The organism is Acetobacter fabarum (assembly GCF_040702925.2).
Classification (GTDB): domain Bacteria; phylum Pseudomonadota; class Alphaproteobacteria; order Acetobacterales; family Acetobacteraceae; genus Acetobacter; species Acetobacter fabarum_B.
On record NZ_JBFCXX020000001.1, the window covers coordinates 121,839 to 145,889 of the forward strand.

The following is a 24,051-nucleotide window of genomic DNA, read 5'->3' on the forward strand; positions in this document are numbered from 1 at the left end:
GTTCACTCATTCTTCCATTGTAGCGGATAGTTCCACGCACTGTCGATTGAGAAGCGTCCTTCAGTGCTGAATTGAAAAAGGCGTTCCGTGCCTTTAGGATCGGGGACTGGCACGGATTGCCTTTTCCTGTGATAGGAAGGGGGTTACGTCTGTCTTCCGTTCTGATGCCCAGCCTGCCGTTCCAGCCAGTTCGGGGCAACAGGGAGAGGCCCTGCTAAGAGAGTGTTCATGAAGATTGTCTGTCCTTCCTGCGGTGCGGCATATCAGGTTCCCGAAGCTCTTCTGGCTAAAAGGCATACGCTCAAATGTTCAGCTTGCGGGGTGAAGTGGCGGCTGACCCCGCCTGATGCACCAGAAGACGCACCCGCAGGCACGACCGCTCCTGCGCCGGACCCCGTCGCTGCTCCCGCAGCCACGACCCCACCCGTTGAGGACGTGCCAGCAGAGCCTCAGGTTCCGCCGTTGCCGGTGCAAAGTGCTGCGGACAGGCCGGAACTCGCCCCGGAGCAGGAGGGGAACGGGACAGAACAGGTTGCACCCACCCCAGCGGAAGCAGAGGACACGCAGGCCGAGCCGCAGGAGCCGAGAGCACCTTCTACCGCACCAGCCCCTCTGGAGACCGAGACAGCCGGGGAGGGGGATAATGCCGACGCTGCCATGGCTGTTCCTGCCCCATCTGCTCCACAGGTGGATATTCCCCTTGCATCCTCCTCCATTCAGCCCGAAAGTCGGCCAGAGCCAGAGCCAGAGCCAGAGCCAGAGCCAGAGCCAGAGCCAGAGCCAGAGCCAGAGCCAGAGGTTCCGGTTGTTGCCGCGCCGGTAACGCCGGTTGTGGCTCCGGTGCCACCTGCTGTGCCGCAGGTAGCCCTTCCCGTCCAGACAGTCTCCACGCCAGCAGATCCTGCGCCGACAGCCCCCGTGGTGGAGAGTGCTGTAAAACCAGTCCCTCCCGCGTCAGGCGCAGTTCAGACGCCGGGCAGGTTGCCAGTCCGTGCGGAAACAGACAAAAAAGAGAGTGCGCCGCTAGCGGCCCATATTGCGCGTCCAGCCTACAAGCTTGGTACAGGCTCGGCCTTGCAGATGGTGCGCGAAGCTGTGGTCAGCTTGTCCAAACGGATCGCCCGTACGGATATGCGCGCCCTGCTGCAAAGCGAGTTGTTCTGGCGCAGGGCCTGGATTGTCAGCTTTGTGCTGGCCGCACTGGTTGTGCTGGGTGTCTGGCACTGGTGGGCGGCGATTGTGGACGCATGGCCTGCCGCAGCCCGGCTCCACCAGCCGGGCTAATACCCATTTTATGCCCCGCAAGCCGTACGGGGCTGGTGGCTGCTGAGAAGAGGTTTAAAGCTTGCGGCCGACCAGCATGGCCAGCGTGGCGCCTGCTGCGGCCACGGCCATGAGTCCCAGACCATCGCAGATCAGCCCGATTGCGGTCAGTTCGTGCCCGGCAAGCACAATCTGTTCGGGAATGGCGCCGGCAACGCTGGCAATAGCGTCATGCGCCTGCGGGTCGGCTGATGCGGTGGTGCGGGTCAGGGTTTTGACCAGCGCTGGCAGTGCCGCCCATGCGGCCCCTGCAATGAGCAGGAGAGGGGCAAACAGTTCGGCCATCTGCTGCACAAAGTAGAAAACAAAATAACAGGCGGCTCCAATGGCCGTACGCAGCACCCGCAGCCCGGCGGAAGCCGATGTGTTCTGGCGGGAGGACATGGCAAGAGGCTGCTGGGAAGCGGGTATAGGTGTGCGCGTGTCCATGGACCAGTGTTCCTTCAGGTCATCCTAGGCGGAAATGTCAGTCAATCTGCCAATGGGGCAGGCTGCTCAAGTAAAGAGCGGCCTTTATACCGTTCTTGTGTGTGTCTTGCCACCTTGCTTGCAAAGGGACAGATACAGGCGCCATGGTGGTAACGCATTCGAGAGCAGACGGTGGATGTTTTTGTTTGGTATGGATCTAAAATCAGATTTAAGCGTAAAAAGGATGGGCCTAGGCGTCCAGCTATAGGCAGAATTTATGGATTTTCTTACCTGCACCATCCTGTTCGCGGGTGTAAATGCAACGTGCGAACAGCAGCTTGTAGCCGAACTGGACAAACGCGGTCTGGGCGTGCGTGTCGCCGCAGATGGTCGCACGGTTTTTGCCGGGTTTGATACCGAGCTTCCAAGCCTTCTGGTCGTGCAGGACCGTCTGCCCGATATGTCCGCCGCCCAGTTATGCCAGCGTTTGCGGCTGACATCGGCCACGCGGAGCATACCTGTGGTGGTGCTGGTAGATGCGCATGACCCCGAACAGGAGCGGGAAATTCTGGAACGTGGGGCGGACGCCTGCTTTTGCGCCACGGATGACCCGGTTTTTCTGATCTTTCGCATATGTGCGCTCCTGCGTGATTTCGGGAACGAAACCGCCGAGCGCGAAGGTGCCGTTTTCCGCCAGCCATGCGTTTCTGTTGTGACCGCGCCAGGGGGTATCCTATGGGCCTGGCCCGACGGGGCGAGCGTTGGCGAAGTGCCACGCCTTGTCCAGATGCTCCGCCAGAACGGTGAGGACGCAACGCTGGTGGAAGACCCGGACAGGCTTGAATTATCCAATGTCAGCGCCGGGCGCATCCAGCCTGACTGCATTGTGGTGGATCTGAGTTGCCCGGCCTTTAATGGTCTTGCACTGGCGCAGACAGTCGCCGCCTTCCGGCGCAGGAGCCGCCAGTGTACCCGTGTGCTGGGGGTGGTCGAGCGCGGTCAGCTGACAGCCGAAAAAATACGGCTGGTCTTTGACGCCGGTGTGGATGACCTGACGGACTCGGACATAACTCCCGCTCTGCTGGTTGCCCGCATAAGCAGCCTTGTGCGCCGCAAGACCTTGCAGGATGAAGCCCGGCGCGAGGAAGCGCATATAGAAAGTGCCCGCGCCCGTATGGCTCTGGCCGATGCCCTGCGCCGCGTGAATGCGGATCTGGCGGCCGCTAACCGTAAGTTGATTGATGCGCAGGTCAAACTGGTGCAGTCGGCCAAAATGGCGTCTCTGGGGGAGCTTGCTGCGGGTATTGCGCATGAGTTCAATAACCCGCTGGCTTTTGTTCTGGCGCATGAAAATACGGTCAAACGCAGTATGGCGCAGGCTTTGCAGGCTGTAAGGCAGAACGATATTGGCGTGGCCGAAGCCGCCCTGACCAAAGGGGCCGAGCGTCTGGCCTCCTCCCTTGTCGGGTTATCAAGGCTGCGGGAGCTGGTGGCCAGCCTGCGGCGTTTTTCCCGTCTGGAGGAAGGCGAGTTCCGCCGTCTGGACGTGCCTGAGGCCATCGCTATGGTGCTGACACTTCTGGCCCCCAAACTTGGGCAGGAAATAGCCGTGGAGTGCCGTCTGGAGGCGCCGCCGGAACTGGTCTGTCAGGCAGCGCTGGTTAATCAGGTGGTCATGAACATTGTCAGCAACGCAGCCGACGCCATTCTGGAACAGCGCGAAACAGCCCGCAAACAGGGTGGTTCTGCACCGGCCAGAGGCAAGGATCAGATTCTGATCGCCTCTTTTTTGGAAAAGGTGGAGGCCCAAGGGGCCGAAAATTATGTGTTGCAGATATCGGATACAGGACCGGGAGTGCCGCAGGAATTGCAGGAACGCGTTTTTGAACCGTTTTTTACAACAAAACCTGTAGGCTCGGGGACCGGGCTCGGTCTGGCAACGGCATATGGGGTTGTGCAGGCTCATGGTGGGAGTATTGTTATAACAAACTCGGAGGCTCTGGGTGGTGCCTGCTTTACCATTCGTGTGCCCTACAAATCAGGAGAGGAGAGGCGCGGTGAGCACGTTATATGAACCAACACAGCGCCCTTTTGTGCTCGTTGTGGATGACGAGCCGGAAATTCTGGTCGCACTGTCCGATCTGCTGGAAAGTGCCTACACGGTCCTGACCGCCTCCTCGGGGGAGGAAGGGCTTGAGCGCCTGCGCAGTAACCCCGGTGTTGCTGTTATTGTTTCCGACCAGCGCATGCCGGGCATGACGGGCGATGTGTTTTTGGCCCATGCGCGTGACCTGTCTGCGGCGGGGGCAATCCTGCTTACGGGGTATGCGGATATTTCCGCCGTGGAAGCAGCTCTTAACCGGGGCCAGATCTCCTTTTTTGCGTACAAGCCGTGGGATGATGAAACCCTGCTGTCCATGGTCGGGCAGGCGGCCGCGCGGTATTTTCTGGAAAAGGAGCTGGAGTGCGAACGCCTGCTGCTGCGCGGGCTTCTGGATAACCTGCCCTTTGGTCTTGCGGTCAAGGATCAGGCGGGCCGCTTTGTGCGGCTTAACCAGCAGATGGCAAGCCAGATGGGCCATACGGTCGCGCAGTGCATTGGCCAGCGTGAAGAGGATCTGGTGGACGGCCCACGGCTGGAAAGCCTGAAGGAAGCACAGGGCCAGCTTGCCCAGACCGGGCGCGACCAGCAGGTTCTCCAGCTCCCGGCACAGGATGGCCCCGCCCGTTGGCATGACCTGACGCGCGTCAGGCTGGATAGCCTGCGCAACACGCCTGTACAGTCCTCCATGCTCCTGGATTACTCCATTCTGATCGACCGGGATGTGAGCGAGCTTTTAAGTCTGGAGCAGCGGCTGCGGCAGGCGCAAAAAATGCAGGCCATTGGCACACTGGCCGGTGGCATTGCGCATGACTTCAATAACCTGCTCACGGCCATTCAGGGCTCTCTGGAACTGGTGCAGGACCTTGAGCCTCCAAAGGAAGCCCCGGTTGTCCGGCTGTATGAGAACGCCATGGAAGCCGCCCGGCGTGGCGCAGTGCTTACCCGCAAGCTGCTGGACTTCAGCCGGCCTAGGCATCTGGTCTGCCAGCGGGTGGATATGCATGATGTGCTGGAAAATCTTCAGACCTTCATGAAACAGGGGAAGGTGCCTGAGGAAATCCGTGGCGCGCTGGATGCGTCCCGGCTGGAGGGCATGAGCCGCTTTAGCAGCGTACGCTTCAATATCCCTCAGGAGCCGTTGCCGCCGGTCTGGACTGATGCCGTCCAGCTTGAGCTGGCGGTGTTCAGCCTGTGTGTGAACGCGCTGGATGCCCAGTCGGAAGGGGGGGAAACCTGCGTTTCCGTCCGTCAGGTTGCGCGCCTGCTGGGGCGGCATGTGGGGCGCGAGCATGCTGGAGCGTGGGTGGTCGTGCAGGTGACGGATCGTGGCATCGGCATGACCGAGGACATACGCGCCCGCATTTTTGACCCATTCTTTACCACGAAAGGCACAGGGCACGGTGTGGGGCTTGGCCTGTCCATGATTTATGGCTTTATCAGCCATTGCGGGGGAGAGGTGCGGGTAGATAGCGTTCCGGGGGGCGGCACGTCCGTTGAGCTATGGTTCCCCGCCATGGATCAGGAGATGGCCGCCGCCATTCCCGCCGTGCCTGCCAGTACGGTGCAGAGCATAGCTGCCGTCCTGCCTGAAAACGGTGCAGGCAGCACCATTCTGGTGGTGGATGACGAACCGGGTGTGCGTGCGGTAACCAGCGGCTTTCTGCGCCGTGCGGGGTATGAGGTCATGGAGGCGGCTAGTGGTACCGAAGCTGTGGAAAAAGTGCAGTCCACCCCCGGCGTTGCCCTTGTGGTCATGGATGTGATGATGCCGGGCATGAACGGGGGTGAGGCCGCACGGCGCATCCACGACGTGCGTGCAGACCTGCCGGTGCTGTTTGTCACGGGCTATGCGGATTTTGGCGTGCTGCCAGAAGGGGTTGCCGTTTTGCACAAGCCCTACACGCGTGATGCGTTGCTGGGAGATGTAAGGGCTATGCTGGCAGCATAGCCCACCCCCTTGTGTCCTGCGTCAGAACGCCTATTTCTTGGTGCTATGGATAGTTTTCATTCTGCTTCGTCTTCGCATGATCCCGTCGGCTGGCACGGGACCACCATTCTTTGTGTGCGCCGTGGCGCGCAGGTTGCCATGGCGGGGGATGGCCAGGTGACACTGGGCAGCACCGTGATCAAGGGCAACGCGCGCAAGGTCCGGCGCATTGGCCCTTCGGGCACCATTCTGGCGGGGTTTGCCGGTGCTACGGCCGATGCCTTTACCCTGCTGGAGCGGCTGGAAGCCAAGCTGGAGCGCTACCCCAACCAGCTGGAGCGCGCCTGTGTGGAACTGGCAAAGGACTGGCGCACGGACCGTTACCTGCGCAGGCTGGAAGCCATGATGGCCGTGGCCGATGCCGAGCATTCCTTTACCCTGACCGGCAATGGCGATGTGCTTGAACCCGAGGATGGTATTATTGCCATTGGTTCGGGGGGGAACTACGCCCTTTCGGCGGCGCGGGCACTGCTGACGGTAGAAGGGCTGGGAGCGGAGGAAATTGTAACCCGCGCCATGAAGATTGCTGGCGATATCTGCGTCTATACCAACCACTCCGTGAGGATAGAAACGCTGGATGCCAAAACGGCGGGAGACAGAGTCTGATGCAGGCCCCCCATCTTTCCCCGCGTGATATTGTTGCCGAGCTTGACCGCTACATTGTAGGGCAGGGTGACGCCAAACGGGCGGTTGCCATTGCCATGCGCAATCGTTGGCGCAGGGCGCAACTGCCAGAAGCCATGCGTGAGGAGGTTGTTCCCAAGAACATCCTCATGATCGGTCCGACCGGCTGCGGCAAAACCGAAATTGCCCGCAGGCTGGCCAGACTGGCGCAGGCCCCCTTCCTCAAGGTGGAAGCCACCAAGTTTACCGAGGTCGGCTATGTTGGCCGGGACGTGGATAGCATTGTGCGCGATCTGGTGGATGCCGCCATTGTCATGCTCAAGGACCTGCGCCGCAAGGATGTGGAGGAGCAGGCCGCTCAGGCGGCGGATGAGCGGATTGTAACTGCGCTGGCAGGTGAAGGTTCCTCGGCCGATACCAAAAGCAAGTTCCGCACCATGCTGCGCAGTGGCCAGCTTGAGGATAAGGAAATTGACATCGCCATAACCGATCCCGCCCCCACGAGCCCAGCGGACATGCCGGGTATGATGCCGGGGAGCGTGATCAACCTTGGCGAGATGATGAAAGGGTTTATGAATCGCGCCCCGAAGCAGAAAAAACTCCGGATTTCCGACGCCCGCAAACAGTTGCAGCGTGAGGAAGTCGAGCGCCTGCTGGATAGTGAGAGCCTGACGCGTGAGGCCGTAGCCCATGTGCAGAATAACGGCATTGTCTTTCTGGACGAGATCGACAAGGTCTGTGCCCGTTCATCCGAGAGCGGAGTAAAGGGGGGCGATGTCTCGCGCGAGGGGGTGCAGCGCGACCTGCTGCCCCTTATTGAAGGCACGACCGTTTCCACCAAGCACGGGCCGGTCAAAACCGACCATATCCTGTTTATTGCTTCTGGTGCGTTTCATCTGGCCAAACCGTCTGATCTGCTGCCGGAATTGCAGGGGCGTCTGCCTATTCGTGTGGAACTGCAACCCCTCTCGCGCGATGACCTGCGGCGTATTCTCACCGACCCGGAACATTCCCTGCTCAAACAGTACACCGCCTTGATGAAAACCGAAGGCGTAAGCCTGACATTTGCCGATGATGCCGTGGATGCTCTGGCCGAACTGGCTGCGGACATTAACGAACGGGTGGAAAATATAGGCGCACGCAGGCTTGCAACGGTGCTGGAAAAACTGCTGGAAGATATTTCCTTCACCGCACCCGAGCGTGGGGGTGAAAATGTTGTTGTGGATGGCGCCATGGTGCGTGACAAGGTGGCCCCACTGGCCCGCAAGGGCGATCTGAGCAGGTTTATTTTGTAATGGAAGCACCCTTTGTAACTCCGCAGGAAGACACCGCGGCAGAAGCCATCGAAGCCATTGGCGACGAACTGGACGTGTTTGATGACTGGATGGAACGCTACCAGTACATCATAGAAATGGGGCGTAAGCTGCCTCCATTCCCGCATGAATGGTGTAACGATGCGCACCGTGTGCCCGGCTGCCAGAGTCAGGTCTGGCTGGAGGCAAAAGAAGCAGATGGCAGGCTCTACTTTGCGGGCCTGTCCGATGCCGCCATTGTCAGCGGGTTGGTAGCACTCCTGCTGCGTGTGTATTCTGGCCGCACGCGGGAGGAGATTCAGGCAACTGATCCCGGTTTCCTGCGTGATCTGGGGTTGGTGCAGGCTTTGTCCACCAATCGCGGTAACGGGGTTGAAGCCATGGCCCGCGCCATGCGCTCGGCTGCTGCCGTATCTGCCTGATCAGGCCCGGCGGGTCTGCGCCCCCAGCCGGTGGGTTACAGGCTGGTTGGGGGGAGTGGTGGGGTACAAAGTGCTCAGTAGTCCACCACACCGGGGTAAAAACAGCCAGCAAGATGTTCAATAATCTGTTTGTAACGGGCTTTTTCAGCTTTTGGGTATCTTAGTTCAAAATTTGAGAACTGGTGCTTTTTCCAGAATACCTTGGCGTAAAATTCTGATTTTTCATCTATATCACCCGAAAGAACGGCCCAGTCCCGGTGAATAGACCTGTAGGTGATATTGCGCTTTCCTTCGGTGATAGAGGAAATTTCCTCCTCAAGAGTTTCCGGGGCGAAGGAGCCGTAAACCAGAAGGTCACCGCCATCTTTGGCCAGAAAATGCTGGCCGTCTCCATTCCCGGCCTCCCCCTGCGGCGTGAAGAGGTGAGCCGGGTAGCAGATCTGATACCCAAAACGTCCGTTTGTATAAGTCTGCCATGTAATGGCCTGTGTTCTGGCAGGTGCACAAAACGCAGAAGTAGACCCGGCACTTGCTAAGGCAAACGATAAGGCTCCCAGCAGGAGTATTTTTCGTACACTGACAGACATATCGGTTTTTCCTGCCGTTCCCTTGCAAAGAGCAGCCTACATGGTTCGGCTGTCTGGTGGAATGCAGGTGCTCAGTCACAAAAAAGCCGGCCCCCCCGTGTGGAGGACCGGCTTTTTTTAAAAAGTGCGGAAAGTCTGAAGCCTCAGGCGTTCCCTTTTTCCTTCAGCGCTTTCAACACATCCGCCGGGCGGATGGGCAGGTGGCGCAGGCGCACACCCACGGCGTTGAAAATGGCATTGCCTACGGCAGGTGCGATGGTTGTAACACCCGGCTCACCCAGACCCATGGGTTTTTCCGTGCTGGGCAGGAACTCAACATCCATTTCCGGCACATCCGCAATGCGCAGGGGGGTGTAGGTGTTCAGGTTACGGTCGCGCACGTTGCCATCCACAATTTCCGTCCCTTCAAACAGCGCCATGCTCAGCCCCCACAGGGCACCACCCTCGGTCTGGGCTGCGGCTCCGTCAGGGTCGATAATTGTGCCAGCATCCAGCACCAGCCAGATTTTCTGGCAGGTTACAACGCCTGTCTTGCGGTCAACATGCACCTGCACGGCACCAGCCGTCCATGTTGGCATGGCGCGTTCCTGCCCAAAGGTGGTGGCAATGCCAATGGCTGTATCCGCAGGCAGGGCAACCTTGCCATAGCCACATTTTTCCACCAGATGCCTGAGCACATTGGCCTGACGGCTGGCCCCACCCACGGAGTTGGGGGCGCTGCCGGCATTGCGGCCTTTGCTATCCAGCAGGCTCAGGCGGTAGTCCACCGGGTCCAGCTTACGGGCATGGGCAATTTCGTCCAGAAAGCTTTCATGCGCCCATGGGGTCCAGCCGGAACTGACCGAACGCAGCCAGCCGGGGCGGAAGGTTTCACTTGCCAGTTCATTGTCCAGCGCGCGTACCAGCATGGGGCCGACATCGTACCAGTGGTCGGCTCCTGCAATGGCAAACTGGTCATAAGGCTTGCCATCTTCGCCTTTTTCCATGAACGCGCTGGCCATAACACGGGTCGGCCAGCCAGCGGAGGCATGGTGCTGCCAGGCGGTAATTGCGCCATCCTGCCCTAGTGCAGCGCGGACCGTCTGCACGGAGGGGGAGCGGATGGAATCAAACAGCACGTCATCCGAGCGGGTGAAGATCAGCTTGACCGGCTTGCCCCCCAATGCCTTGGAAATAAGGGCCGCAGGCACTGCGTAGTCCCCGTTCAGGCGGCGGCCAAAGCCCCCGCCCAGCAGGTAGCTGCGCATGACCACTTCGGATTCAGGTACCTGTAGCGCCTTGGCAATAACGGGCAGGAACAAGGTCTGCCACTGGTTGCCGCAATGCACTTCCCACTTGCCTTCGTGCTGGCGGGCCAGCGCGTTCATGGGTTCAAGCTGGTAATGCAATACGGAGGAGCAGGTATAGGTCTGCTCCACCACCTTGGCGGCCTTGGCGAAAGTTTCGTCCACGCCGGGGTCGTTGAACACGCGCGAACCACCAGCCTTGTTCGCAATCTGCCTGCGGCCGTAGTCCAGAATATCCTGCTCGGTTACGTTGGCGGTCTTGCCCGGGGTCCAGACAACCTTGAGCGCATCCGTTGCACGGATGGCCGCAGGGTAGGAGGAGGCCAGAACCGCAACCCAGCCCGGTACGGTATCGGACGGGTCTTCGAGCACAATGTAGCGGATGTAGCCCTTGACCTTTCTGGCCTCGCTGTCATCCACCGAGACAACTTTGGAGCCATAGCGCGTGGGCGGTAGTTTGGGGCGGGCGTACACCATGCCGTCAAGCTTGGCGTCTATGCCGTAAATGGCGGTGCCGTTGGTTTTGGATGGAATATCCAGCGCCTTGACATCCTTGCCAATCAGCCGGCGCTCGGATGCAGGCTTGAGCGGCAGCTTGGCCATTTCTTCTGGTGTATAGGTTTTGGTCGGGTGCGCGCGGCTGACAATATCGCCGTAGCTGATCGACCGGCTGCCAGCAATAACCTGCCCGTTGCGGGCAATACAGGCAGCGGGGGAAACGCCCAGCAGTCTGGCGCCCTGTTCCACCATGACCGTGCGCGCGGCAGCCCCGGCCTGACGGAACTGGTCCCACGTCATCCACACGGACCATGAGCCACCTGTCACCATAAGGCCCCATTTGGGGTCTGTATCCACATAGGTAATGCGGACCTTGTTCCAGTCGGCTTCCATTTCATCCGCAATAATGCGGGCAAGGGCCGTGCCAATATGCTGGCCCATTTCCGCACGGATGATGTTCACGTTCACCCAGCCATCGGGGGCAATGGAGCACCAGATCGTGGGTTCAAAGGCGGCGGCTTCCTTCAGTGCTTCCGGTGCGCCCTGCGGGTAAACCTGCGCAGCCCTGCCCTGACGGGCAAACCCGAACAGAAAGGCAGAGCCCGCGGCGGTGAGCAGAAAACCGCGGCGCGAAGGTCCACGGCCCGCAGCCCGGTCCTGCTGTGCGGCAATACGTTCGAGCTTACCCATTGGATGCCTCCTCCTTGCGCAGGGCGGCAGCTGCTTTTTTAATGGCTTTGCGAATACGGACATAGGTCATGCAGCGGCACAGGCTGCCACCCATAACGCCATCAATTTCCTCATCCGTGGGGTCCGGGTAGTCCTTTAACAGGCTAACGGCCTGCATGATCTGGCCAGACTGGCAGTACCCGCATTGCGGAACCTGAATGTCCTTCCATGCCTCCTGCACGGCATGTCTGCCATTGGGGTCCAGCCCTTCAATGGTGGTGACATCAGCCCCTTCCAGCGCACTGAGCGGGGTAATGCAGGAACGGGTTGCCCGGCCACCAACCAGAACGGTGCAGGCGCCACACTGGCCTACGCCACAGCCAAACTTTGTGCCTGTCAGGTCCAGATCATCACGCAGCGCCCACAGCAGGGGGGTGTCGTCCGGCACATCGACAGAAACGTCACGGCCATTGAGTTTGAATTTTACCATCTCGTGCTCCGTGGTCCGTCTTAGTGCGATGAATTGACAGGAATGGTGGTAATGGTCTTGCGCACTGCGGCTGCTTTCTTTTCCAGATCCGTCCATGGTGGCAGGGTGGTGCGGGTGCGGCGCAGGTAGGCGGCAATCCGCGCCATATCCTGATCAGACAGGGCATTGTAGAAGCTGGGCATGGCTACGCCGGACTGGCCTTCTTCCGCTGTCAGCCCATGCAGGATGACCTGATAGAGGTTGGTGGGTTCATCCAGCCAAAGCGCGTTGTTCAGCGCCAGATCGGGGCGGCCCAGTACGGGGGAGGGGGCTGCATTGTAATGGCAGGCCGCGCATGCACCCTGATAAAGCTTGGCGTCGGGGTCCACGGTCGGGCCGATCAGGTCGGTCCCGGACTGTTCCATGGCGCGGGCAAGGGCGGCCTTGTCGTGTTTTTCACGCTCGGCAGCATGGTCCACATCGGCAAAATAATGCGCGATGGCGTGTACATCCTCCTCCGGTACGGTGGAGAGGAAGCGGTGCGGCACGGGGGACATGGGGCCGCCGGCTGGCCCATGGAGCGGCGCCACCCCATAACGCAGGTACTGGAACAGCTCGTCTTCCGTCCATGTGGTGGGTGTCGGATTATGCTCGTTCAGTGGGGGGGCAATCCAGTTGTCCACCACTGCGCCAGCGTAAGGAGCGCTCTTCTTTTCCGCCCCCATGGCGTCACGCGGGGTATGGCATGCGCCGCAATGGGCGTTACCTTCGGACAGGTAAGCTCCACGGTTCCACAAGGCATCATGCCGCGGGTCGGGTTTGTATACGCCGGGGGTGAAGTACAGCAGCTTCCAGCCAGCCTGCAGAATGCGCAGGCTGAGCGGGAAGGGCAGCTCGTTGGCGCGGTGCGTCATGTGCACGGCAGGGCGTGTCATCAGATAGGCATACAGGTCGGAGACATCCTGCTCGGTCATTTTGGTGAAATGATCAAACGGGAAAGCCGGAATAAGATGGACCCCCTTGCGGGAAACCCCAAGATGCATGGAGCGCTGGAAGGCTTCTTCCGACCAGTTGCCAATACCGGTTTCAAGGTCTGGCGTAATATTGGGGGAATAGATGGCGCCAAACGGTGTATCCATCTTGTAATCGCCAGCCAGTTCCGGCCCACCGCCCATGTCTGTGCGGGTGTGGCACTCCGCACAGTATCCTTCGGCGGCCACAATCCGGCCCCGTTCAATCTGCTCGGCAGAAAAACTGCCGCGGTCAGGGGGATCCACCGGTTCTATGGGGGGGTACCAGGCGTAATAAAGAAAACTCATGCCGCCCACGGCGCCAATGGCGGCTGCTCCTGCTAAAAGACGTTTGATCACTCTAATCCCCACCTTATGTGTAAACGTCCCGTCTGGAGGACAGATGGATCAAGTCTGCCCAACACAGCCAGAGGAACAGCATTTGCGGTCTGTCGTTGATTAAGATCAATCGTATCTGGATTTCTGTCGTAGATAAACGCATAGAAGTCATGTTATTACACGACAAAGTGTATATGATTTATCTATATCGCAAGAATATTACAAAAACTGGCCTTTTTTGGGTATTATCTATATTCGTAAAGATATAGATAAACGGAAAATTGCATGTGCGGCATGCATTTTATTCGGGTGAATGGCGGGGGTTCCCGTATGGAAAGAGGCTGGATAGGCAGTGGTGTCACATAGAATCCGACCGGTCGAAGAATCGGTTGCCCCTTGAGGAGCAGATTTGTTGCAAGCAAAGGCTTGAAAGCTGCCCCCCTTTCTTTTAAGGAAGCGCATTCGCGCACGCGTCCGGGCCTGTGGGGCATGCCCGGCCGTGCAGAAGCCACTTTACTTCTTCGGGGGTAGGGCGGTTATGTCCAGCGTATTTCAGGAGTAATGAAATGCCCAAAATGAAGACCAAATCGTCGGTCAAGAAGCGGTTCAAGATCACCGCGACCGGCAAGGTGCTCTCCGGCCCGTGCGGTAAGCGTCACGGCATGATCAAGCGTACCCAGAAGATGAAGCGCTCCGCTCGCGGCACGCAGGTTCTTCAGCCGCAGGACGGCCGTACGGTTAAGCAGTGGGCCCCCTACGGGCTGTAAGGAGCATCTAAGATATGGCACGTGTTAAACGCGGTGTAACCACACTCGCCCGCCACAAAAAAGTTCTGGAACTGTCCAAGGGTTACCGCGGCCGGTCTTCCACCAACTACCGTATTGCTCTGGAACGCGTTGAAAAGGCGCTCCAGTACGCATATCGTGACCGCCGCAACAAGAAGCGTGAATTCCGCGCTCTGTGGATCCAGCGTATCAACGCCGCTGTGCGTGAACACGGCCTGACCTACAGCCGTTTCATTAACGGTCTGGACAAGGCCGGGATCGAGATTGACCGCAAGGTTCTGGCCGCCATCGCATTTGATGACGCAGCAACCTTTGCCGAAATCGTCAAGAAGGCACAGGCCGCTCTGGCAGCCTGATTGCCGGTTCTGACAGATCCGGTATACAAGAAGGCCGTCCCTTACCGGGCGGCCTTTCTGCTTTCTGGCGGATGGTTTTTGAGCCTAAGGGCTTTTCTCCCGGAGCGGGAGATTGTATCCGCCCGGTAGTATTTTTTCCTCAGCGCGGGGTTCCATGAGCGACGATCTAGAAACTCTTCGGCAGGATGTCCTGTCCGAACTGGCTGGTGCCACAGACCTGCGGGCATGGGATGCCGTGCGCGTTGGCACTCTGGGCAAATCCGGCCGTCTGACCGGTCTGCTCAAGGCGTTGGGGAAAATGCAGCCCGATGAGCGCAAGGCGCGGGGCGTTGCCCTGAACCGCCTGCGTGATGAACTGACCCAGGCGGTAGAAGCCCGCGGCAAGGCGCTGGAAGCGGCTGCCCTGCAGGCCCGCCTGATCGCCGAAAAGCTGGACGTAACCGTACCTTCTCCGGCAGAGGTCGCAGGCTACATCCACCCGATCAGCCGCACGATTGAGGAAATGACGGCCATTTTTGGTGTCATGGGTTTTCAGGTTGCTGAAGGGCCGGATATCGAGACTGACTGGCACAATTTTTCGGCCCTGAACACGCCCGACCACCACCCCGCGCGGACCGACCACGACACATTTTACCTTCCGCCTGCGCCGGGGCTGGATGTGACCCGCGTCCTGCGGACCCAGACCTCGGGCGTGCAGATCCGCACCATGCTGGGGCAGAAGCCACCTCTCCGTATTATTGCACCCGGCCGGACCTACCGTGCGGACCACGATGCAACGCATTCTCCCATGTTCCACCAGTGCGAAGGTCTGGTTGTGGGGCAGGGGATTACTCTTGGGCACCTCAAGGGCTGCCTGATCGAGTTTTTGCGTGCGTTTTTTGGCAAGCCGTCCCTGCCGGTGCGCTTCCGCTCATCCTACTTCCCGTTTACCGAGCCGTCTTTGGAAGTGGATATTGGCTGGTCGCGCAAAACGGGTGAAATCGGGGCCGGGGAAGACTGGCTGGAAGTGCTGGGTGCAGGCATGGTCCATGCCCGTGTTCTGGCCAATTGTGGGCTGGACCCGCGTGTATGGCAGGGTTTTGCCTTTGGTATGGGGGTCGAGCGTCTGGCGATGCTGAAGAACGGCATCCCCGACCTGCGCTCGTTTTATGAAAGCGATATCCGCTGGCTGCGACATTACGGGGCAGACCCGCTCGCACCCGCACTGCTGCACGAAGGGGTGTGAGAGTATGAAATTCACGCTGTCATGGCTGTATGAGCACCTGGAAACACAGGCAACGCTGGCCGAAATATGCGCCATGCTCAACCAGATTGGTCTGGAGGTGGAAAGTGTCGAGAACAAGGGGGCTGCTCTCGAACCGTTTCTGACCGCGCGTATTCTGGACGCCCAGCCTCACCCCAATGCTGACCGTCTTCAGGTCTGCCGGGTGGATGCCGGTCCCGGTTTTTCGGATGTGCAGGTGGTGTGCGGTGCTCCCAATGCACGCAAGGATCTGGCGGTTATCTTTGCACCGCCGGGCGCTTATGTGCCGGGGCTGGATACAACCATCAAGGCAGGCAAGGTCCGGGGTGAGCTCAGCGGTGGCATGCTCTGCTCCCTGCGTGAACTGGGGCTGGGGGAAGAGACCAGCGGCATAGCCGAACTGCCAGCCGATACGTTGCCCGGCCAGTCCTACCCCGATTTTGCCGGGCTGGATGATGTGGTCATCGATATTGCCATAACCCCCAACCGGGGCGATGCGCTGGGTGTGCGTGGCATTGCGCGCGATCTGGCCGCTGCCGGGCTTGGCACGCTGCGCCCGTGGCTGGCCGAAACGGTGGAAGGCACGTTTGCCTCCCCCGTGGAATGGGCCATTACCTACCCCGAGGCCTGCCCGTGGGTGCTGGGGCGGACCATCCGTGGGGTCAGGAACGGCCCCAGCCCGGAATGGCTGCGTAACCGGCTGGAAAGCATTGGCCTGCGCTCCATTTCCGCACTGGTGGATATTACCAACTATTTCTGTTTCGACCTTGGGCGTCCGCTGCATGTGTTCGATGCGAACACAATTGCCGGTGGCAGGCTGACCCTGTGCCGTGGCGCGGGGGAAACCTTCCGCACGCTGGACGGGCAGGATTGCTCCGTAACGGCGGAAGACTGCGTTATTGTGGACCAGAATGGTGTGCAGTCCCTTGCCGGGATTATGGGCGGGGAAGCCACAGGTGCGACTGACACCACAACCGATGTGTTTGTGGAATGCGCCCTGTTTGACCCCGTGCATGTGGCCCTGAGCAGCCGCAGGCTCGGCCTGTCGTCTGATTCGAGTTATCGCTTTGAGCGTGGTGTGGATCAGGCACTTCCTGTAGCCGCTCTGGAAGCGGCAACCCGCATGATTATTGACCTGTGCGGGGGGGAAGCCAGCGAGGTTGTCTCCGCCGGGGAGCCGCCCGCATGGCAGCGCACGGCAACGCTGCGCTTTGACCGGGTGCGCGATCTTGGCGGGCTGGACGTGCCGGCTGATGAGAGCGTAAGCCTGCTGGAAAAGCTGGGCTTTGAGGTGCGCGAGCGGACCGCCGGGGAGGTGGAACTTGGTGTGCCTTCGTGGCGGAATGATGTGGCGCAGGCCCCTGTTCTGTCGCAGGGCAGGGACCTGCCCGCCGATGTGGCAGCCCTTGCCGCACAGGGTGTAGCGGCCATTGAGGCCGAGAGCGATCTGGTGGAAGAAGTTCTGCGGCTTAAAGGGCTGGATGCAGTTCCTGCTGTTCCGTTGCCTCCCATCAGCGTGGTGCCCGGTGCATCGCTCACTCCTGCACAGGGCCGTTTTGCACTGGCACGCCGCGTTCTGGCTGCCCGTGGCCTGACCGAAACCGTGGGCTTTTCCTTTGTCTCGCACGAGGAAGCCATGCATTTTGGCGGCGCACCAGAAAGCCTGCGCCTGCTCAACCCCATTGCCTCGGATCTGGACCAGATGCGCCCGACCCCGCTGGTTAATCTGGTGGCGGCCATCCGGCACAACAGCGTGCGCGGGTGGGGGGATATTGGACTGTTTGAGATTGGTCCGGCCTTTGCCCAGTCCGCACAGCAGACGCTGGCAGCCGGTGTACGTTCGGGTTTTACGCAGCGTTACCCCGGTGTGCCCGGGCATGCGGTGTCGCTCTGGGCTGCCAAGGCGGATGCGCTGGAGGTGTTGCGGCAGTTCGGGGTTAACCCCGATGCCATCACCACCACGGTGGATGCACCGGCATGGTACCATCCCGGTCGTTCGGGTGTGCTGCGGCAGGGACCCAAAAACGTTCTGGCGTATTTTGGCGAACTGCATCCTTCCGTGCTTCAGGCCGCGGGGATCGATGTGCCGGTTGTGGCGTTCGAAGTGTTTGTCGAAGGCGTGCCGCAGCCTAAAAAGAAGAAGAAAACCGCGCCTGTTCTGTCTGCTTTCCAGCCGGTGCGGCGTGACTTTGCGTTTGTGCTTGCACAGGATGTTCCAGTGGAAAGCGTGTTGCGCGCAGTACGTGGTGCGGACCGCCTGCTTGTGGCTGATGTCAGCCTGTTTGACATTTATACAGGGCCGCATGTGGCGGAAGGCACACGCTCGGTCGGGGTGGAGGTCACACTCCAGCCTACTGAGAAAAGTCTGACAGATGCTGAACTCGAAGCCGTATCCGAGCGTATTGTGGCTGCTGTCAGCAAGGCGACCGGGGCTGTCCTGCGTTAAGGGCAGGCCGCGGCAGAAGGAGCAGGTCATGGCATGTTATTCCCCCGCCCATGTAAGCCGCTGGGTCAAGGCCGGTTTTGCCGCTGTGCTGCTATGCGGTGGGTTTGCCCCGCCGCATGCCGTACGGGCGGACGAAATTACAGGGGCGGGCTCAAGCTTTGCCGCGCCGCTGTATCAGGCATGGTCGGCGGCGGCTCCTGCTGGCGTGGATGTGCGGGTGAATTACCAGACCATAGGTTCGGGTGCCGGGCAGAACCAGATTCTGGCTGGCACGGTGGATTTTGGCGCATCCGACGCCCCCATGGCTCATGCACGTCTGGTGGCTGGCGGGCTGGTGCAGGTACCCACAGCCATCGGGGGGGTGGTGATAACCGCCAATGTTCCCGGTGTGGCTGATGGTGCCCTGCGCCTGAGCGGGCCTGTGCTGGCTGCTATTTATGCAGGCACCATAACCCAGTGGAATGATGCCCGGATTGCCGCCCTTAACCCCGGCGTCAATCTGCCAGATCAGGTGATTGCCCCTTTGCACCGGGCGGATGGCTCGGGCACGACCTATGTTTTTACAGACTATCTGGCCCATGTATCCCCCGAGTGGAAAAATGGCGTGGGTAAGGGCACATCCGTGGCATGGCCGGTGGGCGCTGGCGCGCGTGGTAATGACGGTATTGCCGCGTATGTGCAGAATACGGCAGGCAGCATAGGCTATGTTGAATACGCCTATGCTGTGCGCAACCATCTGGCTCTTGTGCAGATGCAGAATCATGATGGTTTTTTTGTCAGTCCATCCGCCACAAGCTTTGCGCAGGCTGCCCAGTCCGCACGATGGGATGAGGCGGACCTGACCGCAGCCCTGAGTGATGTGGAAGGGGCGCAAAGCTGGCCCATTATTACCACCACCTATGTGCTGTTCCCAGCCACGGCGACCGCCGATAATCAGGGGCAGGCCGTGCGGCGCTTTTTCCGCTGGGGGTTGCTTGGTGGGGAGGCCGTAACCCGGCAGCTTGATTATGTGCCGCTCCCTGAGCAGATCCGTGCTCGTATTCTGCTCAGGCTTGGCGGGGAGTGAGCCATATGCAGGGGTTATCCCGCGCTCATTCCAGACTTGTCCTATATTTCATCCACAGATTCTGTGGATAACCGCTCCGGTGGTTAATGCAGCCAGACCTGAGAGAACAGGATCTGATTGACCTCGGTATAAAAAAAGTTCCGAACACGGGCGGATGTCAGCACCACGTTGTCTTTTTCAATCATGGGAGCGGCGGGTGCCTGCTCCATGATCAGCCTGTTGGCTTCCATCCAGAGCTGGTCGCGCTGGGTTGTGCTCAGGCTGGTATCCGTTTTGGCCCGCTCCATGACAGACTGGGCGTGGGGGTCGCAAAATCCCGGTATGTTAATCGAGCTGTCGGAATGGGGATGAAAATTCTCACACCCGAAGAGCGCGTCCACAAAGTTGGAGGCCGAGGGGTAATCGGCTGACCAGCTTGTGAGTGATATCTGCACATGGTTATCCGTGTTCTGGATGTAGGGCAGATGCAGGCTGCTGCTTATGGGGCGCAACACGGCCTGATAGCCAAGGGATTGCAGCATGTCGCGCACCCAGGCGCCCATGGCCATGTCTGCGCTGGTATTGTCCACGACTAGCGTAACCTTCTGCCCCGTGGTGCCACTTGCGCGGACCAGATTGCGGGCCATCTGCATGTCCGGCGCGGACCATTGCTGTGCTGGTGCGGTGGGCGAGGCCCCGCGCGTATAGGCACAGTTCTGCCCCGCAATATCCAGAGCAGACGGAACAAGCCCGCATAACGGGCGGGCAATACCCGGTCCACCGTACAGAATAACCAGCGCTTTGCGGTTGAGAGCATAATTAACAGCCTGACGCACCCTTATGTCCGTAAAAGGGGGTTCATGCATGTTCATGGGTAAAAAGTAGATCGAGGGATGGCGCATGACATGCGTCCGCTCCGCAAAGTGGCTGCCAAGCTCTCCCAGCCGGTCCAGGGGGATGGTATCGGCCATCCAGTCATACTGCCCGTTTTCCACTGCGGTTACGGCGGCTTCTTCGGGAATGCCAAAGGTATATTCAATTCGGTCGGGGTAGCCTGCGGGCTGTGCCTGCGGGTTCCAGACATGGAAGGCAGGGTTGCGGGCAAGATACAGAAAATTGTTGGGGTCGTAGGCTTCCAGCCGGTAGGGGCCGGTGCCGGGCAGGGGGGTATTGCCCGTATCGTGGTCGGGGGTGCTGGCTGGCAGAATAACAGCGTGGGTAAAGGCCAGCTTTTGCAGGAACTCGGTATCGGGGTGGGTCAGATGGAAGGTTATGCGCCGGGTGGCTGCATCGGCTTCTATCCCATGTTCGAGAGTGCAGTGTGTGGGGGTACGCAGGCAGGCATCCGCTCCGACAAGAGCGCCATAGAACGCTCCCGCTGTTGGCGCACCAATACGGAAAAGGCGCTGGAAGGAGGCAACAACATCCGCCGTGGTCACGGGCTGGCCGTTGGAGAAGACAATGTTGGGGCGCAGCGTAAACGTGTAACTCAGCCCGCCATCCTGCGGGGCAGGCAGGGCTTCTGCCAGATCGGGCACGACCTCTTTGCCCGCAGGGCCGGTAACTTTGCGAAAAGTGGTGAGCCCATCATACACATTGGCAAAAAGATTGATGTATTTGCCCGTGTAGTTGATCTGGGGGTCCAGTGTGCCGCCAGAAGCAGAGGCAACCAGCCGGAGTGTTCCGCCTGCATGTTCGGGCAGGGGGAGTTCGGGTGGAGGTGCTGGAGGGCTGGCGCATATCCCTTGGGGAAGAGGAGAGGCCAGCAGGCATGCCAGCAGTCCGCCAGCAAGCTGACTGTAAAAAGAGTGTCGCTTTTTAGCGCGGTACATTCTGGCCCATGGTCTGGGCGGGCTGCCCTGGCATGGGTTGGCCGGTCATAAGGGCGGCAAAGCCGGAATACATGGTGCTCAGGACAATAACGCCCACCATGACAGCCCCGGCGATAACGGCCAGACGGACAACTTTCTCCGTCTTGTCATTATCGGTCATATTGTACGCCCTGCGGGGCACCGACGGCCTGTTTTCTATACAAGTTCTGCGTCTTTGTGTATTGGGCGGTGTCTTGCGGGGTTGCTGGCGGCCTGTACCAGTCAGGTGTGACCTGTCCCTTGTGGATGCGTGCGTGGTAGTGGTGCGCATTGGGGTCTTCCGCGCAGGCCGAAAGGCCCGTGAGCATCAACACAAGCAGGGCAAGCTGGGTACGGGAGCGTGTGGACGTTTTCATGTTACCGAGCATACTCCCAATTTTCCTGTCGGAAAAGTCTTGCCCTCTGTGGCGCTGTGGGCACGCCATATGGCGGCGGCAGGTTTCGTAAAATGCGCAGTCATGCGCCGTGTGCATGTTCCTTACCTGTGCTTGCAGGTGTGGCATGGTTGCCTCGGGCCTGTTAAAAGCGGAGCCAAAGAGCGGAGTTTGCCATTTCCTTGCCTTATCATTGTGTTAGCAAGGAAGGAATCAGACAGGTTTTGGCAGTAAAAGGGACATGGGTATGGCGGTAACAGGGCTGGCTGCGATACTGCTTGTTATTGCGCTCCTGCTGGTTGTGGTGAGTGCGGTACAGCCCATTGCCCGCAAGCTCGAACTTTCCGAAACCGTTCTGCTGGCTATTGTCGGCATTATTATTGGTTCGCTGGCGGATTTTGCGCTGCGTACGTCCTATGCTTCCGCCCTGAGCGGGATAGCCGAAACCCTGCTGGATTTTCCCATAAGCAGTGAGTCGTTCCTGCTTATTTTTCTGCCCGTGCTGGTTTTTCAGGGTGCGCTGGCCATTGATGTGCGGCGTCTGGCGCACGAGGCCGCAACCGTGCTGCTGCTGGCCGTGGTGGCTGTGGCGCTCTCCACCGCCCTGATCGGTTTCGCCCTGATGCCCTTTGCGGGCATGCCGCTTGTGGTCTGCCTGCTGCTTGGCTCCATTGTGGCGACCACGGACCCGTCCGCTGTGGCCGGGATTTTCCGCGATATTGGCGCCTCCACCCGTCTGACCCGGCTGGTGGAGGGGGAGGCGCTGCTCAATGACGCCGCCGCCATTTCCATTTTTTCCATTCTGCTGCCATCGGTCACGCTGCATCGCGCCATCCACCCGGGAGAGGCCGTTGTTTCGTTTGTCGTCTCCTTTGCGGGGGCTCTGGTGGTCGGGGTGCTGTGCGGACGGCTGACACTGGCCATGATGTCGGCCATCGGCAGTTCCGCTGCCGAAATTACGCTCAGCGTCGCGCTGCCCTATGTTGTCTATATTATTTCGGACGAGTTTCTGGGGGTATCCGGTGTGGTGGCCACCGCGGCTGCGGGGTTGACGCTCTCGGTTTACGGGCCGTCCACCGTACGGCCACAGACATGGCTGTTTCTTAACCAGCTCTGGCAGCAACTGGTATTCTGGGCGGGGTCTTTGGTGTTTGTGCTGGCGTCCATGCTGGTGCCGCACCTGCTGGTGGGCATGACCCGCTGGGACTGGGTGCTGATCCTGATCGCCAGTGTGGCCGGGCTTACCGCCCGTGCAGCCGTGGTGTTTGGCATGCTGCCATTTCTGGCATGGTCGCGCCTTTCTCCGCCCGTACCAACACCGTTCAAGGTGACCATGGTGTGGGGGGGGCTGCGTGGGGCGATTACGCTGGCGCTGGCGCTGGCTGTGACTGAGAACGAGCATGTCGCAACCCCCATTGCCCATTTTATTGGTATTATCGCCACCGGCTTTGTGCTGATTACCCTGCTGGTCAATGGCACCACATTGCGCTCGCTTGTTCTGTTTTTAAAGCTCGACCAGCTTTCTCCCATTGATGAGGCTATGCGCCATCAGGTGCTGGGCATAGGTCTGGGGAATGTCCGCGAACGGGCGCAGGAACTGGGGAAAGAGCTCGGCTTTAGCGCGGACGCCACGCGCCCCGTGCTGGACCAGATCGAGCGGCGCTCGGAGGAGGAGCAGGCCGCCAATGTGTTCGATCAGGCTTTGTCCGATACCCAGCGTGTCAACCTCGCCCTGATCACCATAGCCAGTCAGGAGCGCTCTTTGCTGCTGGACCTGTTCCGCATGCAGGGTCTGTCCCGGCGGGTGATGGAAACCCTGCTGCGTTCCTCCGAAGCCGCCATTGATGGTGCAAGGCTGGAAGGGCGGCTGGGGTATGTGCGCGCATTACGGCGGCGGCTGAGTCCTTCCTTGCGGTTTGATCTGGCGCAATGGGTGCATAATTACCTGCACTGGGACCGGCCCCTGATGCTGTGCATGGCCGAGCGGTTTGAAATGCTGATGGTGGCGCATTTTATTTCCATCTCGCTGACCCGCTTCATGCGTGAACGACTCGAACCCACGCTGGGCAGTCGTATTGGGGAGATTGTGGCCGAGGTGCTCTCCCGCCAGCGCAAGCTGCTGGATGAGGCGCTCGAAACCTTGCGGCTGCATTACCATGGCTACGCCGAAGCGCTGGAAAACCGCATTTTCCGCCAGATATCCCTGCGTCTGGAAGGGGAGGAATACGACACCCTCCTCGCGGAATCCCTGATCAGTGATGAACTGAACCGTGAACTGCTCAAGGAACTGGAGCGCCGCAGGTACCGCCTGAACAAGCGCCTGAGCTTTGACCTGCGTAGCGGGATTGAGGACCGGATTAAAAACGCAGCCGTGTTCCGTGGGCTGCCGGGTGCGGAACTGCATGATCTGGCCACCACCACATCCCTGCGCTTTGTTGCACCGCAGGAACTGCTGTGCCGCAAGGGGCAGAAGATGCGCTACGTCTATTTTATCAGCGCCGGGCTGGTGGAGGCGCATGTGGCCGGGGTGGATGAACTGTACGGGGCAGGGGACCTGCTTGGCGCGCAGGAAGCTCTCCAGCGCTGGCGTTGTGTGGGCAATGTGCGTGCTGTGCAGTTCGGGCACTTTATGGCGATCAAGGCGTCGCGTTTCCGCCGTCTGGTAGATGACTACCCGGTTGTCATGCAGAACATCGAAACAATCCTGCGCAAGCGCGAGGCAGGGGAGCGTCCGACATCGCTTCTGCCAAGGCGGAAAATAGCCGCTATGGATGAGGATGGTCTGGCGGCCAGAGCCCTGCTTGCACCCGAAGGAGATGTGCTGGCTCTTATGCCGCCGGAAAAGCCCGATGCAGGAACATCAGACGATAAAGAGGCAGGCAAGGCGTAAGT

At 59.8% G+C, this 24,051-nt stretch carries 20 protein-coding genes; 12 read left to right on the top strand and 8 right to left on the bottom strand.

The features are described from left to right. Positions 1-228: 228 nt before the first annotated feature. Entirely contained in the window at positions 229-1,284 is a 1,056-nt protein-coding gene (locus tag AB2L51_RS00545; RefSeq protein ID WP_395580662.1) for a zinc-ribbon domain-containing protein, read from the top strand. A gap of 54 nt (positions 1,285-1,338) precedes the next feature. Here the strand turns inward: AB2L51_RS00545 and AB2L51_RS00550 are convergent, their stop codons facing one another. Continuing rightward, complete coding sequence (locus AB2L51_RS00550; RefSeq protein ID WP_395580663.1) at positions 1,339-1,752, bottom strand: hypothetical protein; 414 nt, start codon at positions 1,750-1,752, stop codon at positions 1,339-1,341. 256 nt (positions 1,753-2,008) lie between these two features. Here AB2L51_RS00550 and AB2L51_RS00555 point away from each other — a divergent pair, with 256 nt between their 5' ends. From AB2L51_RS00555 to AB2L51_RS00575, 5 genes are read left to right on the top strand one after another with little or no spacing between them, the layout of a single operon-like run. Beyond that, the gene (locus AB2L51_RS00555) at positions 2,009-3,805 is read left to right on the top strand and encodes an ATP-binding protein (protein ID WP_395580664.1); all 1,797 of its coding nucleotides are present in this window, start codon (positions 2,009-2,011) and stop codon (positions 3,803-3,805) included. Then, positions 3,789-5,783 (top strand): response regulator, encoded by a 1,995-nt coding sequence (locus AB2L51_RS00560; RefSeq protein ID WP_395580665.1) that lies wholly within the window; start codon positions 3,789-3,791, stop codon positions 5,781-5,783. The genes AB2L51_RS00555 and AB2L51_RS00560 overlap by 17 nt, the downstream gene beginning before the upstream one ends. A 45-nt stretch (positions 5,784-5,828) precedes the next feature. Further along, the gene (gene hslV, locus AB2L51_RS00565; RefSeq protein WP_395580666.1) at positions 5,829-6,428 is read left to right on the top strand and encodes an ATP-dependent protease subunit HslV; all 600 of its coding nucleotides are present in this window, start codon (positions 5,829-5,831) and stop codon (positions 6,426-6,428) included. Beyond that, the gene (gene hslU / locus AB2L51_RS00570) at positions 6,428-7,741 is read left to right on the top strand and encodes an ATP-dependent protease ATPase subunit HslU (protein WP_395580667.1); all 1,314 of its coding nucleotides are present in this window, start codon (positions 6,428-6,430) and stop codon (positions 7,739-7,741) included. The genes hslV and hslU overlap by 1 nt, the downstream gene beginning before the upstream one ends. Then, positions 7,741-8,181: a SufE family protein gene (locus tag AB2L51_RS00575; protein ID WP_395580668.1), complete on the top strand. Its 441-nt coding sequence runs from the start codon at positions 7,741-7,743 to the stop codon at positions 8,179-8,181. The genes hslU and AB2L51_RS00575 overlap by 1 nt, the downstream gene beginning before the upstream one ends. Before the next feature lie 74 nt (positions 8,182-8,255). On the opposite strand, the gene AB2L51_RS00580 is transcribed toward AB2L51_RS00575, so the two are convergent. From AB2L51_RS00580 to AB2L51_RS00595, 4 genes are all read right to left on the bottom strand, one after another. Further along, the gene (locus AB2L51_RS00580) at positions 8,256-8,768 is read right to left on the bottom strand and encodes a hypothetical protein (protein ID WP_395580669.1); all 513 of its coding nucleotides are present in this window, start codon (positions 8,766-8,768) and stop codon (positions 8,256-8,258) included. Between the two features lie 143 nt (positions 8,769-8,911). After that, positions 8,912-11,242 (bottom strand): xanthine dehydrogenase family protein molybdopterin-binding subunit, encoded by a 2,331-nt coding sequence (locus AB2L51_RS00585; RefSeq protein ID WP_395580670.1) that lies wholly within the window; start codon positions 11,240-11,242, stop codon positions 8,912-8,914. Beyond that, positions 11,235-11,711, bottom strand: a complete 477-nt coding sequence (locus AB2L51_RS00590; protein WP_395580671.1) for a (2Fe-2S)-binding protein — start codon at positions 11,709-11,711, stop codon at positions 11,235-11,237. Before AB2L51_RS00590 ends, AB2L51_RS00585 begins: the two co-directional genes overlap by 8 nt. Positions 11,712-11,731: 20 nt before the next feature. Next, positions 11,732-13,060 (bottom strand): c-type cytochrome, encoded by a 1,329-nt coding sequence (locus AB2L51_RS00595; RefSeq protein WP_395580672.1) that lies wholly within the window; start codon positions 13,058-13,060, stop codon positions 11,732-11,734. A 545-nt stretch (positions 13,061-13,605) separates the two neighbouring features. On the opposite strand from AB2L51_RS00595, the gene rpmI reads away from it, so the two are divergent. From rpmI to pstS, 5 genes are all read left to right on the top strand, one after another. Next, on the top strand, positions 13,606-13,806 hold the full coding sequence (gene rpmI / locus AB2L51_RS00600) for a 50S ribosomal protein L35 (RefSeq protein WP_048853984.1): 201 nt from the start codon (positions 13,606-13,608) through the stop codon (positions 13,804-13,806). Between the two features lie 14 nt (positions 13,807-13,820). Then, positions 13,821-14,180, top strand: coding sequence for a 50S ribosomal protein L20 (gene rplT, locus AB2L51_RS00605; RefSeq protein ID WP_166110272.1), 360 nt, complete (start codon positions 13,821-13,823; stop codon positions 14,178-14,180). Between the two features lie 154 nt (positions 14,181-14,334). After that, positions 14,335-15,405 (top strand): phenylalanine--tRNA ligase subunit alpha, encoded by a 1,071-nt coding sequence (gene pheS / locus AB2L51_RS00610; protein ID WP_395580673.1) that lies wholly within the window; start codon positions 14,335-14,337, stop codon positions 15,403-15,405. Positions 15,406-15,409: 4 nt separating this feature from the next. Further along, positions 15,410-17,869 carry a phenylalanine--tRNA ligase subunit beta gene (pheT, locus tag AB2L51_RS00615; RefSeq protein WP_395580674.1) on the top strand — a complete coding sequence of 820 codons (2,460 nt, stop codon included), beginning with the start codon at positions 15,410-15,412 and terminating at the stop codon, positions 17,867-17,869. A 28-nt stretch (positions 17,870-17,897) separates the two neighbouring features. After that, positions 17,898-18,935 (top strand): phosphate ABC transporter substrate-binding protein PstS, encoded by a 1,038-nt coding sequence (gene pstS, locus AB2L51_RS00620; RefSeq protein ID WP_395580675.1) that lies wholly within the window; start codon positions 17,898-17,900, stop codon positions 18,933-18,935. A gap of 83 nt (positions 18,936-19,018) precedes the next feature. On the opposite strand, the gene AB2L51_RS00625 is transcribed toward pstS, so the two are convergent. Genes AB2L51_RS00625 through AB2L51_RS00635 form a run of 3 tightly spaced genes read right to left on the bottom strand, consistent with a single transcriptional unit; the run spans position 19,019 to position 21,141 of the window. Next, a complete protein-coding gene (locus AB2L51_RS00625) occupies positions 19,019-20,746 on the bottom strand; it encodes an ABC transporter substrate-binding protein (RefSeq protein WP_395580676.1) in 1,728 nt (575 codons plus the stop codon). Further along, complete coding sequence (locus tag AB2L51_RS00630; RefSeq protein WP_395580677.1) at positions 20,733-20,906, bottom strand: hypothetical protein; 174 nt, start codon at positions 20,904-20,906, stop codon at positions 20,733-20,735. The genes AB2L51_RS00625 and AB2L51_RS00630 overlap by 14 nt, the downstream gene beginning before the upstream one ends. Further along, the gene (locus AB2L51_RS00635) at positions 20,896-21,141 is read right to left on the bottom strand and encodes a hypothetical protein (protein WP_395580678.1); all 246 of its coding nucleotides are present in this window, start codon (positions 21,139-21,141) and stop codon (positions 20,896-20,898) included. Before AB2L51_RS00635 ends, AB2L51_RS00630 begins: the two co-directional genes overlap by 11 nt. 265 nt (positions 21,142-21,406) lie before the next feature. Here AB2L51_RS00635 and AB2L51_RS00640 point away from each other — a divergent pair, with 265 nt between their 5' ends. Further along, entirely contained in the window at positions 21,407-24,049 is a 2,643-nt protein-coding gene (locus tag AB2L51_RS00640) for a cation:proton antiporter (protein WP_395580679.1), read from the top strand. Positions 24,050-24,051: the final 2 nt, after the last annotated feature.